Consider the following 14401-nt stretch of genomic DNA (forward strand, 5'->3'; position numbering starts at 1 on the left):
ACGTGCCTGGGAGGGCAACCTTGCATCGGTGGCACCTGAGGAGGACCGCTTCAGACGGCGCGGCTCTTCCCATCTTCACGATCGCCGACGACGTCGGCGGGTGGGTCGCTGATCCGAAGAGTTCGGGTGACCAGCCTTCCGACCTGGGGAAACACGATGGCGTCCTGCCCGAAAAATCTAGGGGAAGAAGTTTCTTCCCCGAGGTTCACAGTCGTCCCCCACAAATTTCTGGGGGAGGACACCAAGGGTCGGGGACGAAGTTTCTTCCCCGACTTTTTGTGGGCGCATGTTCCTGGCGTCGCCGTCGCCGTCGCCGTCGGCGGAACGCGGCGACCGGCGATCGGTGACTGAGATCGGGCCCGTCAGCGTCCGCTTCCGGGATATACCCGGAGGACCACCGTCAGGGGCCCGATCCTGGCCACCGGCCCAACCGCCAACCCTTCCCGCCTCCACGCGAGTTGGTCGCCGACTCGTCAGGTTGGCCTGCTCGATCAGACCAGGCGCGGGAGGCGGTCAGCTCCGGCGACGCGCGGTGCGCTGCATGCTGCGCATCTTCGCATTCGCCGGGAGCGGGCCCTTCGGCATGCCGGGGCCGGGTGCCTTGGAGCCGAGAGCAGACAGTCGTCCCTCGAGGGTGTCCATCCGCTTGCCGTCGATGTTCTTGGGCAGCTTGTTGATGTGGCGTTCGAGCTTGGAGAGCGGCACCTGCCCGTCGTCGTTGCCGACGACGATCTCGTAGATCGGGGTGTCGCCGACCACGCGCGCAGCCTTCTTCTTCTCCTGCGCGAGAAGGGACTTGACGCGGGCGGGGGAGCCCTCGGCGACGAGGATCACGCCCGGCTTGCCGATGACGCGGTGCACGGCGTCGAGGTGGGAGGTCCCGGAGACCGCCTGCTGAACACGCCACTGACCGCGCATGTTGCCCAACGCCCACCCCGCGGCACCGGGCTGGCCCTCGGCCTTGGAGTAGACGCTGCGCTGCACTCGGCGGCCGAACAGGATGAACGCGGCCAGCAGACCGAGCACCACGCCCAGCGGCACGAACAGCCATACGGTCCCGAAGACGAAGCCCAGCGCCACGAACACTGCGACGATCAGCACGAACAGACCGATCATGTACGGCAGAAGGCGCTTGTCCTCCTTGCGCTGCATCTGGAACGCCTGCCACAGCTGCTGGCGCCGTTCCTTCGATGCCTTCTTGCGGGCCTGTTTGGCCGCGGCCTTTGCCTCTTTGTCCTTGGACTGCGCCTTTGCCATGCACTCCAGCTTACGTCCGGCCGCCACCCCGGTCGGACACAGGTTGGACCTTCCCGCCGGCTGAGGTCAGCGAGCCAGCCGCGCCATCAGGCTCGAGGCCTCTTGGCTGGCCGAACCCTCCTCGGCGAGATGTGCCATCGCCGGTGCGAGGGGCCGTCCGTGGCGGGCCATGGCCTGTGCGTAGAGGCGGCCCGCGCGATACGACGAGCGAACCAGCGGACCGGCCATCACGCCGGCGAACCCGATCTCGGTCGCGAACTCGGAGTGATCGACGAACTCCTCCGGCTTCACCCAACGTTCCACCGGATGGTGACGCGCCGACGGCCGCAGGTACTGGGTGATGGTGAGGATGTCGCAGCCCGCCTCGTGCAGGTCGATGATGGCCGACTGCACCTCACGCGGCGTCTCGCCCATGCCCAGGATCAGGTTGGACTTGGTCACCAGGCCGAAGTCGCGGGCGGCGGTGATGACCTCCAGCGAACGCTCGTAGCGGAACGCCGGCCGGATGCGCTTGAAGATGCGCGGCACGGTTTCGAGGTTGTGCGCGAGCACCTCGGGGCGGGCGTCGAAGACCTCGTCGAGCAGGTCGGGCTTGGCGTGGAAGTCGGGGATCAGGTTCTCCACACCGGTGCCGGGGTTCAGCCGATGGATCGCGCGCACGGTCTCGGCGTAGAGCCAGGCGCCCTCGTCGGGGAGGTCGTCGCGGGCGACGCCGGTGATCGTCGAATAGCGCAGTCCCATGGCCTGCACGCTCTCCGCGACGCGGCGCGGTTCGTCACGATCGAGCGGTGCCGGCTTTCCGGTGTCGATCTGGCAGAAGTCGCAGCGTCGGGTGCACTGTTCGCCGCCGATGAGGAAGGTGGCCTCGCGGTCTTCCCAGCATTCGTAGATGTTGGGGCAGCCGGCTTCCTCGCACACGGTGTGCAGGCCTTCGCGTTTGACCAGGCCCTTGAGTTCGGTGAACTCCGGTCCCATCGTCGCGCGGGTGCGAATCCACTCGGGTTTGCGTTCGATGGGCGTCTGCGCGTTGCGGACCTCGAGGCGCAGGAGCTTGCGGCCGTCAGGGGCTGTGGGGGACGCGGTCACCGTGCCGATCCTACGCTCGTGTGGGTCACCGCATCGGGTGCGGAGTTCTCGGGGAGCGTGCCGTCGAGGGCGGCGCTCACCGCCTCGGCGACGACGTCGAGCACGTCGGTGATCGCCAGCGACCGGCCCGTCTCCAGACTCAGCGACGTGACGTCGGCATCGGCGATTCCGCACGGGACGATCGCCTCGAAGGCGCTCATGTCGGGGTTGACGTTGAGTGCAAAGCCATGCAGCGCAACGCCTTTGGCCACCCGGATGCCGATCTGCCCGAGTTTGCGTGCGGGTTGCGCCGGCACCCACACCCCGGACCTGCCGTCGACGCGGCCGGTGCTCACACCCAGCGTCGCGCATACCGCGATCAACGCGGCCTCGAGGCGTCGGACGTAGTCGACGACGTCGAGCGGTTCGCCGAGCTTGACGATGGGGTAGCCCACCAGCTGTCCGGGACCATGCCAGGTGATCCGACCACCGCGGTCGACGTCGATCACGAGTGAACCGTCGGAGGGACGGTCGGCCTCCTCGGTGCGTTTGCCCGCGGTGTAGGTCGACGGATGCTCGAGCAGCAGCAGGACATCGTGATCGAGCGCACCGCTCGCGCGCTCGTCGGCGAGGCGATGCTGGAGCTCGTAGGTGTCGCGGTAGTCGACCGTGCCGAGATACCGGACCTCGATGGGTGCGGCATCGGCGCGCACCGACCGTCGGCTCCCGGTCGCCGCACTGGTGGTCACGCGGTCAGGCACGGGTGTACTCCAGTGCCGTGTCGATGTCGGGGTGGTCGAAGGAGAAGTCGTTGTCGGTGAGCACAGCCGGTACAACGCGCTGACTGATCAGAATCATTTCCTCGGCCATCTCACCACCGGCGACGCGGGCCACGAAACCGGGCACCGGCAGGATCGCCGGCCGGTGCACCGCGTGCCCCAGGGCCGAGACGAAAGTGCCGAACGGCACCGGCTCGGGCGCGCTCAGGTTCACCGGCCCGGCGATCGAGGAGTCGAGCACGAACTCGATCGCCCGGAGTTCGTCGACCAGGCTGATCCACGAGAAGTACTGCTTGCCGTCGCCGATCGGACCGCCCAATCCCAGCTTGAAGATCGGGCGCAGCTTCGCGAGCATGCCGCCCTTCGGGCTGAGCACCGGCGCGGTCCGCAGGAGCACCACTCGGGTGTCGGGTCCCGCGTTGTCGGTCGCCGCGCGTTCCCAGTCGGTCACCAGGTCGGCCAGGAATCCTTCTCCGGCCGAATCGGTTTCGGTCGCCTCGTGGCTGCCGGTGTCGCCGTAGAAGCCGGTGGCGCTGGCGCTGACGAAGGTCGGGACGCCAGCATCGCGGACTGCTTCGGCGAGGACCTCGGTCGGGGTGATCCGGGAATCGCGCAACTCCTGCTTGAATCGCCCGGTCCAGCGCTGGTTGCCGATGCCCACGCCACCGAGACTGACGACGGCGTCGACACCGGCCAGGCTCTCCGCCGGTACCCCGAAAGTCTCTGGTTCCCAGCTGAACTCGTCGTCGGACAGCGCTTCACGGCGGACCAGACGGACAACCGTGTGGCCCGCCGCGCGCAACGAGGTGACCAGGGCTGAACCGATCAGCCCTTGTGAGCCGGCTACGGCTACTCGCATCTACAGCCCGAGGTCGGCGGCGAAGGCCGCACCCTCCAGGCGCTTCTTCACGGTGGTGAGGAAACGACCGGCGTCGGCGCCGTCGATGAGTCGGTGGTCGTAGGTGAGGGGCAGGAACGACATCGACCGCACCGCGATCGACTCCGAACCGTCGTCGCCGGTGATCACGACCGGACGCTTGACGATGGCACCAGTGCCGAGCATCGCCGCCTGCGGCGGTACCAGGATCGGGGTGTCGAACAACGCACCCTGGCTGCCGATGTTGGTGATGGTGAACGTGCCACCCGCCAGCTCGTCGGGCTTGAGTCCGCCTGCACCCTTGCGTGCACGGGCCGCGATGTCGGCGATCGCACGCGCCAAGCCGGCGATCGACAGGTCGTCGGCGTTGTGGATGACCGGTGAGAGCAGCCCCTGCTCGGTGTCGACGGCGATGCCGAGATGCACCTTGTCGTAGTAGGTGATCTCCCTCTTGTCCTCGTCGATCGACGCGTTGACGTTGGGGTGCGCCTTCAGTGCCTCGACCACGGCCTTGGCGATGAACGGCAGGAACGTCAGGTTCACACCCTCGGAAGCCTTGAAGGATTCCTTGGCCGCCTTGCGCAGTCCGACGATCTTGGTCATGTCGACCTCGAACACCTGGGTGAGCTGCGCACTGGTCTGTAGCGACTCGCGCGTCTTCTTCGCGGTGATCTGCCGGATGCGGTTGATCTTCTGGGTGGTCCCACGCAGGGCGGCCAGCTCCGGCTTGATCTCCGGTGCCGACGTCTTGCCGCCCGATGCCGCGGGGGCGCTCGGAGCCGACGCAGAGGGAGCCGACGCAGAGGGAGCCGGTGCCGACGGAGCAGGCTCGGGTTCGGGAGCCTTCTTGGCCTCGGCGGCGGCGAGGACGTCCTGCTTACGGATTCGACCGCCCACCCCGGTGCCCTTGACCGAGTCGAGATCGATGTCGTTCTCCGCGGCCAGCTTGCGCACCAGCGGTGTCACGTACGGTGTCGACTCGACGGTCGGCGGATCCTCGGAAGTGCTTGCGCTCTCGGCCTTCTCGGCCTTCGCCGGTTCGGGCTCAGGCTCCGGCTCGGGTTCTGGTTCGGGTTCCGGCTCAGGTTCGGCCTCGGCCCCTTCCGGCTCGGGTTCAGGTTCCGGCTCGGACTTGGCCGCCGACGCGTCGCCGATGACCGCGAGCTTGCCGCCGACCTCGACGACGTCGTCCTCTTCGGCGACGATCTCGAGCAGCGTGCCGGCGACCGGCGACGGGATCTCGGTGTCGACCTTGTCGGTGGACACCTCGAGCAGCGGTTCGTCGGCGGCGACCTCGTCGCCGACGGACTTCAGCCAGTTGGTGACGGTGCCTTCGGTGACCGACTCGCCGAGTTCGGGCATCAACACGTCGGTGCCCTCGCCCGAACTCGAACCGGTGTCGGCCTTCGGTTTGGGAGCAGGCTCGTCGGTGTTGGTGGACGGTGCCTCGGCGGACTTCTCGGCCGGTTCTTCGTCGGATGCGTCCTCGGGCTCTGGTTCCGGCTCGGATTCGGCCTCTGCCGACGAGTCGTCACCGGAGTCGCCTGCCTCATCGGCATCGCCGATCAGCGCGAGCTCTCCGCCGACCTCCACGACGTCGTCCTCGGCGGCGATGATCTTGGTCAGCACGCCCGACGTCGGGGCCGGGATCTCGGTGTCCACCTTGTCCGTGGACACCTCGAGCAACGGCTCATCCGCCTCGACGGTGTCGCCCTCCTCCTTCAGCCACCGGGTCACTGTTCCCTCAGTGACGCTTTCACCGAGGGCGGGCATCTGGACGGAGAAGGCCATCGTTGTTGACTCCTGAACTCGACACGGTTGTCTGTGCTGTTGTGGTGGCCGACGGTGTGTGCGCCGTCGGGACACGGGGCTGGTGGCGGGTCAGCGCTCACCCTCGGCTAACCCTACCCGTCGCGGCCCGCCCTGACTCGGTTCGGCTCGTAATCCCATTCGCGGCGTGACGGTCCCGGCGAGACACCGATGGAACTCGGCCCGCTCGCTTCGCTCCCGGCGCCGGTGGAACTCGGCCCGCTCGCTTCGCTCCCGGCGCCGGTGGAACTCGGCCCGCTCGCTTCGCTCCCGGCGCCGGCGGAACTCGGCCCGCTCGCTTCGCTCCCGGCGCCGGCGGAACTCGGCCCGCTCGCTTCGCTCCCGGCGCCGGTGGAACTCGGCCCGCTCGCTTCGCTCCCGGCGCCGGCGGATTCGGGTGCGGCCGGCGGGCGGGTGCAGTCGCAGGTCAGCCGTTGCTGCTGATGTCCTCGAGGACGGCCGCGATGGTCCGGACCGGCACGCCGGTCCCACCTTTCGGCGTGTAGCCCCAGGGGCCGCCGGTGTTGAATGCGGGGCCGGCGATGTCGATGTGCGCCCACGCCACGTTCTCGGGCACGAACTCCTTGAGGAACAGTCCGGCGGCGAGCATCCCGCCCCATCGGTGCGGGGTGACGTTGGCCAGATCGGCGACGCGGGATTTGAGGTCGCCGCGAAGCTCGGCGGGCAGCGGCATCGCCCACGCGTTCTCGCCGACGTCGGCCGAACGCGCCGCCACCCGGTCGCGGAACTCCTCGGTGCCCATGACACCCGGCGTGCGTGTCCCCAGCGCGACCATTTGCGCGCCGGTCAGGGTCGCGGTGTCGATCAGATAGTCGGGGTCGTCCTCACAGGCGCGCACGATCGCGTCGGCCAGGACGAGACGTCCCTCGGCGTCGGTGTTGAGCACCTCGACCGTCCGCCCGCCGTATTGGGTCAGCACGTCGCCCGGCCGTTGGGCAGTGCCCGACGGCATGTTCTCGGCCATCGGCACGGTCGCCGTGACGGACACGTCGAGGTCGAGTCGGGCGGCGAGGATCGTCGCGGCGATGACCGCGGCCGCTCCGCCCATGTCGGAGGTCATCTGATCCATGTTCGCGGCCGGCTTGATCGAGATGCCGCCGGTGTCGAAGGTGATGCCCTTGCCGACGAGCGCCACCTTCTTGGCCGACTTCTTTCCGGCATGCGTCAATCGCACGAGACGAGGCAGGCGCGAGGAACCCTTGCCGACGCCGATGATCCCGCCGTAACCCTGTGCGTCGAGTTCGGTGTCGTCGAGGATCTCGACGGTGAGACCGGCCTTGGCGCCCAACGTCCGGGCCCGAGCGGCGAACTCTTCGGGATAGAGGTGGCTCGGTGGGGTGTTGACGAAGTCGCGGGCGATGGCGACGCAGTCGGCGATCGTTGCCGCCCGATCGAGTTCTGTCTTGGCTTCTTTCGTCTTGGCGTCGACGATCAGCGTGATCTGTCCCGGCAGGGACTTCTTGGGTTTCGTCTTGTCCGACCGGAATTCGTCGAACCGATAGGCGCCCAGGAAGAGGCCCTCGGCGGCGGCAGGCAGGTTCACCGTCGACAGCGTCGTGGCGGCCGAAGCGACCCCTTCGAGTGACCGGACCGCGACACCCGCCGCCTGGCGGATCTTGTCGACGGACTCTGCGTCGGCGGTGTCGCCGAGGCCGACCGCGACCACGATGTCGACCGGCAGCGATGCCGGTGCGGCGATCTTGGTGACCTCGCCGTGTGAACCCGTGGCGCCCAGGGCCGTCAGCGCGGCGGAGATCTCGCCGGCCTGTGCATCGTCGAGCAGTTCTTCGGCGATGACCAGCGTGGGTTCGGCGTCGTCCTCGGAAGACGGCGCGCTGATCAGGCCGATGACGAGTGCGGTGTCGTCCTTGGCGATCGAGGTGGACAGGTCCAGTTCGGGGCCGCGGGTGCGGTCGACAGTGTCGTTCTTGCTCACCCGCTCAACTCTGCCACAGGGGTCGGACGCGTGGACGACACCGCAATGTGGCGGGACCGGTTGTCGTCGGGCGATCACTAAGGTGGACGTTTCACGGCCGGGCACAGAAAGCGGGGGACACATGACGGCGACACGAGAACGCGCCAGCAGGCGGCGCCGGTCGACCGTCGCCGTGATTGTCGCCACCCTGTCGGTCGTCGCCGCCGTCGGTGTGATCACGGTCAGCACAGTTGCCGACCGGCTGCCGGGTCTGTCGTCGATCCTGCCGGGGGCGCGTCCCGACTTCCCGGCCATCGATCCGACGCTCTCACCCGTCCGGGCGCGCATCGTCACCGTGGTCGGCGAACAGTACCGCCGCAATCCGGCGGGCACCACGTACTCCGACGGTGTGCGAGAGCCATGGTGCGCCGACTTCGTGAGTTGGACGATGCGCGAAGCCGGTGTGCCGCTGAGTAATCCGAACTCGGGGTCGTGGCGCATCCCAGGTGTCCTGACGCTCACCGCCCATCTGTCCGACACCGGTCGTCTGCGCCCGCCCGGACACCGCCCGACTCCCGGCGACATCGTGCTCTACGACAAGCCGAGCCCGATGGGGCAGCACACCAACATCGTGGTTCGCGTCGACGGCGACGAGATCACCACGGTCGGCGGCAACGAGAGCGGCGGTGTCACGCTGCGCTCGTACCAACTCAGGAGTGATCCGGGTATTCGGGGTTACGGCGTCCCGGGGCGTTAAGTTGAGCACCATGAGTCAACTGCTTGCCGGTCCCATCGCCGATCGTCACGTCGCGCTCGGTGCCACCTTCGCCGAGTTCGGTGGTTGGAACATGCCGGTGTCGTACGCCGGCACGGTCGCCGAACACAACGCGGTGCGGGAGAAGATCGGCGTCTTCGACGTCAGCCATCTCGGCAAGGCGCTGGTCTCCGGACCGGGCGCTGCCGACTTCGTGAACTCGGCGCTGACCAACGACCTGGCCAAGATCGGCCCGGGTAAAGCCCAATACACGCTGTGCTGCAACGAGTCCGGCGGCGTCGTCGATGATCTGATCGCTTACCTCGTATCGAGCGACGAGGTGTTCTTGATCCCCAATGCCGCCAACACGGCGTCCGTCGTCGAACTGCTCCGGGTGGCCGCGCCGCAGGGTGTGGAGATCACCGACCGCCACCGTGAGTTTGCCGTGTTCGCGGTGCAGGGCCCGCGCAGCCCGGAACTGCTGGCGGGACTGGGTCTGCCCGCCGACATGGAGTACATGGCGTTTGTCGACGCCGACCTCAACACCGGCGACGGCAGGTTTCCCGTGCGCGTCTGCCGCACCGGGTACACCGGTGAACGCGGTTACGAGATCCTCCCGCGCTGGGACGACGCCGGACCGGTGTTCGACACCCTGCTCGACGGCGTCCGCGCCCTCGGCGGCCAGGCTGCGGGCCTGGGCGCGCGTGACACGCTGCGCACCGAGATGGGTTACGCCCTGCACGGGCACGAGCTGAGCACGGAGATCACGCCGGTGCAGGCACGGACGAGTTGGGCGGTCGGCTGGAACAAGCCGCAGTTCTTCGGGCGTGACGCGCTGCTCGCGGAAAAGGAGGCCGGACCGGTTCGGCGCCTGTACGGGCTGCGGGCCACCGGTCGTGGTGTGCCGCGCGCCGACTGCACCGTCCTCGCCGGACCGGGTGGTGCCCAGATCGGGTTGTGCACGTCGGGTACCTTCTCGCCGACTCTCAAACAGGGCATCGCCCTCGCCCTGCTCGACACCTCCTCCGGAGTGCGCAAGGGCGACGAGGTGATTGTCGACGTCCGCGGCCGTGACCTGCCCTGCGAGGTGGTCATCCCGCCGTTCGTGCCCAGCCACGTCTGACCTGCAGCCTCGTTGACTGGGCGTCAGGTGCGCAGGATCTTCGCCATCGCCTTGCCCTTGGCCAGCTCGTCCACGAGCTTGTCGAGGTAGCGGATCTGCTGCATCAGGGGGTCGTCGATGTCCTGCACCCGGACGCCGCACACGACGCCGGTGATCTGGTCTGCGTGCGCGTTGAGCCGGGCGTCGGCGAAGAAATCCTCGAAGGTGGTTTCGGCGTCGATGTGCCGCTTGAGATCGTCGGCGTCGAATCCGGTCAGCCACTCGATGACCTCGTCGACCTCGGCGCGGCTGCGGCCTTTACGTTCCGCCTTGGCCACGTAGAGCGGGTACACCGACGCGAAGCTGGTGTGGAAGATCCGATGCATGTCCTCATCGTAGGGCGCGGGTGCACGCGAATTCGGTTGTGCCCCGGCGGTACGATGGGCGCCATGACCTTGCAGTTCACCCGTACCGAACATCCCCACCCGGTGTCGGAGACGCGGCGCGCCGAGATCCTCGCCGCACCCGGCTTCGGTCGTCATTTCACCGACAACATGGTGATGATCGACTACGACGCGGACCGCGGGTGGCACAACGCGAAGGTGACCCCGTACGGCCCGATCGCGCTCGATCCGTCGGCGATGGTGCTGCATTACGGCCAAGAGGTGTTCGAAGGACTCAAGGCCTACCGCCAGCCCGACGGTTCGATCGCGGCCTTCCGCCCCGAGGCCAACGCCGAGCGGCTGCAGTCCTCGGCAGCGCGCCTCGCGATGCCGCCGCTGCCGGTCGAGGACTTCATCGGCTCGCTGCGCGCTCTGCTCGACGCCGACAACGAGTGGGTGCCCGCCTCCGGCGGCGAGGAATCGCTCTACCTGCGGCCGTTCATGTTCGCCTCGCAGGCCAGTCTCGGTGTCAATGCGCCGTCGTCGCAGTACATCTACTCGGTCATCGCCTCGCCCGCGGGCGCCTACTTCTCCGGTGGCATCAAGCCGGTCAGCGTGTGGCTGAGCACCGAGTACGTGCGCGCGGCACCGGGCGGCACCGGTTTCGCCAAGTGTGGCGGCAACTACGCGGCCGCCTTCCTCGCCCAGCGACAGGCCACCGAGCAGGGCTGCGACCAGGTGGTCTGGCTCGACGCGGTGGAGCGTCGCTACATCGAGGAGATGGGCGGCATGAACCTCTTCTTCGTCTTCGGATCGGGTGCCGACGCCCGACTCGTGACGCCGGAACTCACCGGATCGTTGCTGCCTGGCATCACCCGGAGTTCGTTGCTCACCCTCGCCACCGACGCCGGCTTCGCCGTGGAGGAGCGTCGCATCACCACCGAGGAACTGCGCAAGGGTGTCGCGTCGGGCGACATCACCGAGGTCTTCGCCTGCGGCACCGCCGCGGTGATCACGCCGGTCGGTCGGGTCAAGGGCGACCACGAGGATTACACCATCGGCAACGGCGTGACCGGCGAGGTCACCCAGGCACTGCGCGACACCCTCACCGGAATCCAGCGCGGCACCTTCGCCGACACCCACGGGTGGATGACCGAGCTCTACCGGCGGTAGTCGGTCCTCGGGTCAGAGCAGCAGCCCGACCACCGAGATCGCCACGCCGAGTTCGATTGTCGCGCCGAGGACGTCGCCGCTGATGCCGCCCATTCGACGCGCGCAGTGCCGCGAGAACACATCCGCGAAAACGCCGACCACCACCACGGTGAGCATCGCGCCGACGCACGCTCTGACGTCGAAATCCGTTGTCGACGAACCGAAACCGGCGAGGGCGGCCGCACCGAGCAGGACGGCACCCCAAATCGGTATCGACAACCGTTGCGTCCCGGCCACGAGCGCGCCGAAACCGTCGGGATGGGCGGGAGGTAACTGTCGCCGGGCCGCGACCACCGCGCTGAACCGTCCCAGTGCGACGGCAAATGCCGCTTCATACCAGCGTGATTCGACAAACAGTGACCCAAATCCGGTGGCCTGCACCGCGAGTACAAGAACGAGCGTCGCAACCCCGAACGGCCCGACAGTCCCGCTGCGCATGACCTCGGCTACGCGCGACGGCGGCCCGTAACAGCCGAGCCCGTCGGCGGTGTCGGCGAGACCGTCGAGGTGCATGCCGCGGGTGAGCAGGGCCAGCAGTACGACGGCGAGTACGGCGGTCACCGGTACGGGCAGATCGGTCTGTGCTGCCGCCGCGCCGAGGAGGGCGACGAGTGCTCCGAGCACTGCGCCGACGACGGGCACCGCGGCGAGCACCGCACCACCGAGACGACGATCGGGTTCCTCGTCCGCGCTCCCGACCGGAAAGACCGTCAACCAGCCGAACGCGGTCCGCACGGCGCGCAGCGGCGAGATCACCGTGCCCTCAGTGCTTCTCGTCGCTGTTGTCGCTGACGCCTGCCTCGCCGAAGGTGGCCATCGAACCGAGCAGGTCCACCGCCGAGGTCACCACCGGAAGCGCCATCAGCGCCCCGCTGCCCTCACCGAGCCGCATGGAGAGATCGAGGACCGGCTTCAGATCGAGGTGTTCCAGTGCCAGCGCGTGGGCGGGTTCGACCGACCGATGCCCGGCCAGCCACCAGCGCGATGCCCCGGGTGCCAACTCGTTCGCGACCAGTGCGGCGGCCGCGATGACTACACCGTCGAGGATGACCGGGGTCTTGCGTAGCGCCGCTTGGGCGAGGAAACCGGCAACCGCGGTGAGATCCGCACCGCCGACGGCGGCCAGCAGCGCCAGCGGGTCGTGGGTGACCGAACGCGCCCGACGCATGCCGTCGCGAATCGCGGCGGTCTTGCGCATCCAGCCCGCATCGTCGATACCGGTACCGCGACCGACGATCTCGACCGGCTCGCGCCGCGTGATCGTGCCGATGAGAACGGTGGCGGGAGTGGTATTGCCGATGCCCATCTCGCCGGCGATCAGCAGATCGGTGCCGGAGTCGACGAGATCGTCGGCGATGGCCCGACCGGCCGCCATGGCAGTGCGCGCCTCGGCGATCGAGATGGCGTCGGTGACACGGAGGTCGTTGCTGCTGCGTCGAACCTTGTAGCGCGACACCTCCGGTGCGGTGTCGGCGTCGACCGACATGTCCTCCACACGCACCGACGCGCCTGCCGCTCGCGCCAGGACGTTGACCGCAGCCCCGCCCGACGCGATGTTCGCGACCATCTGGGCCGTCACCTCGGACGGGAACGCGGAGACGCCGGCCTGGGCCACCCCATGGTCGCCGGCGAAGACGACGACCGCCGGTTGTGTGATGGGCGCAGGGGGGCACTGCCCCTGGCATGCCGAGATCCACACCGCGATCTCCTCGACCCGGCCGAGCGACTTCGGCGGTTTGGTCAGCGTGAGTTGCCGTTCCCGGGCCGCTCGCGCAACGGATTCGTCGGGCAGGTCGAGCACGCCGAACACCTCGGCGTCGGTGGGATCGAGGTCAGGAGGCGTGACCGGTGCCGACGACGCGCTCGGCGCCGCGACCGGTTCGGGGAGTGGCGGTGTCGGGACGGGGACCGGCTGAGCGGACGTGGGTGGGCGAGGAGTCGCGCTCGGTCCGGCCTCGACCACCCGGTCGGTAAGGTCGACGACCCGCCCGGCTACCACCAGGACCACCCGATCGCACACGCTCGCGATGGCAGTGTTCAACGCGCCGAGCTGATCCTGGAAGGCTCGTCCGGCCGGCGTCGGCGGCACCAGCGACAGCCCGACCTCGGGACTGATCAGCACGACGTCGGCCGTCATCTCGGTCAGCGCCGCGCACAGATCGTCGAATTCGGCGCTCATATCGACCGCGCTCGACCACCCGTCGAGCACATCGAGGCGCGCGGCCAGCCAGTTGCCGAGATCGTCGACGAGGGCCGGGATCGCCGGTGCTTCGCGCAGGGTTGCGGCGAGGTCGGTGGTCTCGATCGTCGTGTACCGCGCGTCGCGGCGCGCGCGGTGCGCTTCGACGCGGGCCACCCAGTCGGCGTCGGACGTGGTGGCCGGGCCGGTGGCCAGATACCGCACCTGTGAGTGTGTGGCGAGTAGCGATTCGCCGTGTCCGGACTTGCCCGAGCGCACGCCACCCAATACCAGGGTGCGATTCCCCCGATCGGTCATCGGTCAGACTTCGTCGCCCGCTGATACCTGTGGGCTCGGTGCGCGCATCCTGCGCATCTGCATCGCCCGGGTGAAGGCGTACCAGCCCAGTTTGAATCCGCCGTCGGCCGAGTCGGGGAAGCGCTCGCGCACCCTCTTGTTGACCAGGCGACCCAGGATGAACCCGTCGATCGCCATGAAGATCACGAAGATCAGCAGCAACGGGGTGGACAAGTACATCAGTCGAGGCAGGAACATGACGACGATCAGCACGATCGCGAACGGCATGAACAGCCCGGCGAAGTTGCGTCGGGAATCGACGATGTCGCGCGTGAACTTGCGGACCGGTCCCTTGTCACGCGGCATGAGGTAGCGCTCGTCGCCGGCCATCATGCGTTCGCGCTGCTCGAGGCGCTGCGAACGCCGCTGCTCGGAGCGCTCCTTGCGCTCTTCCTTGGACAGCGAGGTCTTCAGTTCCTTCTTGCGCGCCCGCGCCTCCGAGCGGTTGGTCGGCGGCGGGGCGACCGGCCCGCGTCGCCTGCTCTGCTGCGCGCTCCGTTTCGGCGTCGGCCTGCCCTTGCCAGGGGTATACGCACTGCCCTTGGTGGATTCGTCGGTCGAGTCGAGGTCCGCGGCATCGACGGTCGAGCTGTCGGCGGTGACCACGTCGTTCTCGCCCTGCCCGTCGGCATCCTTTTTCCATGGCAGTTTCACACCGTCGAGCCTAGGCGATGAACCCTGCCGACTTCCG

Annotated in this window: 13 protein-coding genes; 3 read left to right on the plus strand and 10 right to left on the minus strand. The window is 68.3% G+C overall.

Going from position 1 to position 14401, the window contains the following annotated elements; all coding sequences use genetic code 11:
- Positions 1–513 precede the first annotated feature (513 nt).
- The 6 genes from MKW15_RS17795 to MKW15_RS17820 form a co-directional block, all read right to left on the minus strand.
- Positions 514–1257 (minus strand): DUF4191 domain-containing protein, encoded by a 744-nt coding sequence (locus MKW15_RS17795; RefSeq protein ID WP_240860501.1) that lies wholly within the window; start codon positions 1255–1257, stop codon positions 514–516.
- A gap of 66 nt (positions 1258–1323) precedes the next feature.
- Positions 1324–2343: a lipoyl synthase gene (lipA, locus tag MKW15_RS17800; protein ID WP_240860504.1), complete on the minus strand. Its 1020-nt coding sequence runs from the start codon at positions 2341–2343 to the stop codon at positions 1324–1326.
- The gene (gene lipB, locus MKW15_RS17805; protein ID WP_240860505.1) at positions 2340–3083 is read right to left on the minus strand and encodes a lipoyl(octanoyl) transferase LipB; all 744 of its coding nucleotides are present in this window, start codon (positions 3081–3083) and stop codon (positions 2340–2342) included. The genes lipA and lipB overlap by 4 nt, the downstream gene beginning before the upstream one ends.
- Complete coding sequence (locus tag MKW15_RS17810) at positions 3076–3960, minus strand: TIGR01777 family oxidoreductase (protein ID WP_240860507.1); 885 nt, start codon at positions 3958–3960, stop codon at positions 3076–3078. The genes lipB and MKW15_RS17810 overlap by 8 nt, the downstream gene beginning before the upstream one ends.
- Positions 3961–5769 carry a 2-oxoglutarate dehydrogenase, E2 component, dihydrolipoamide succinyltransferase gene (gene sucB, locus MKW15_RS17815; RefSeq protein ID WP_240860509.1) on the minus strand — a complete coding sequence of 603 codons (1809 nt, stop codon included), beginning with the start codon at positions 5767–5769 and terminating at the stop codon, positions 3961–3963.
- 445 nt (positions 5770–6214) lie between these two features.
- Positions 6215–7744, minus strand: a complete 1530-nt coding sequence (locus MKW15_RS17820; RefSeq protein WP_240860511.1) for a leucyl aminopeptidase — start codon at positions 7742–7744, stop codon at positions 6215–6217.
- 121 nt (positions 7745–7865) lie between these two features.
- On the opposite strand from MKW15_RS17820, the gene MKW15_RS17825 reads away from it, so the two are divergent.
- Entirely contained in the window at positions 7866–8480 is a 615-nt protein-coding gene (locus tag MKW15_RS17825) for a CHAP domain-containing protein (protein ID WP_240860513.1), read from the plus strand.
- A 10-nt stretch (positions 8481–8490) separates the two neighbouring features.
- Positions 8491–9600 (plus strand): glycine cleavage system aminomethyltransferase GcvT, encoded by a 1110-nt coding sequence (gene gcvT / locus MKW15_RS17830; protein ID WP_240860515.1) that lies wholly within the window; start codon positions 8491–8493, stop codon positions 9598–9600.
- A 23-nt stretch (positions 9601–9623) separates the two neighbouring features.
- Here gcvT and MKW15_RS17835 read toward each other — a convergent pair whose 3' ends face one another.
- A complete protein-coding gene (locus MKW15_RS17835; protein ID WP_240860516.1) occupies positions 9624–9965 on the minus strand; it encodes a DUF2200 domain-containing protein in 342 nt (113 codons plus the stop codon).
- A gap of 63 nt (positions 9966–10028) precedes the next feature.
- On the opposite strand from MKW15_RS17835, the gene MKW15_RS17840 reads away from it, so the two are divergent.
- Positions 10029–11135 (plus strand): branched-chain amino acid aminotransferase, encoded by a 1107-nt coding sequence (locus MKW15_RS17840; RefSeq protein WP_240860517.1) that lies wholly within the window; start codon positions 10029–10031, stop codon positions 11133–11135.
- 12 nt (positions 11136–11147) lie between these two features.
- Here the strand turns inward: MKW15_RS17840 and MKW15_RS17845 are convergent, their stop codons facing one another.
- From MKW15_RS17845 to MKW15_RS17855, 3 genes are read right to left on the minus strand one after another with little or no spacing between them, the layout of a single operon-like run.
- Positions 11148–11930: an adenosylcobinamide-GDP ribazoletransferase gene (locus MKW15_RS17845; protein WP_240860518.1), complete on the minus strand. Its 783-nt coding sequence runs from the start codon at positions 11928–11930 to the stop codon at positions 11148–11150.
- Between the two features lie 7 nt (positions 11931–11937).
- On the minus strand, positions 11938–13671 hold the full coding sequence (gene cobT / locus MKW15_RS17850; RefSeq protein ID WP_240860519.1) for a nicotinate-nucleotide--dimethylbenzimidazole phosphoribosyltransferase: 1734 nt from the start codon (positions 13669–13671) through the stop codon (positions 11938–11940).
- Positions 13672–13674: 3 nt separating this feature from the next.
- Positions 13675–14364, minus strand: coding sequence for a DUF3043 domain-containing protein (locus MKW15_RS17855; RefSeq protein ID WP_240860520.1), 690 nt, complete (start codon positions 14362–14364; stop codon positions 13675–13677).
- Positions 14365–14401: the final 37 nt, after the last annotated feature.

Origin of the sequence: Gordonia gummivorans (genome assembly GCF_022513585.1) — a bacterium.
GTDB lineage: Bacteria > Actinomycetota > Actinomycetes > Mycobacteriales > Mycobacteriaceae > Gordonia.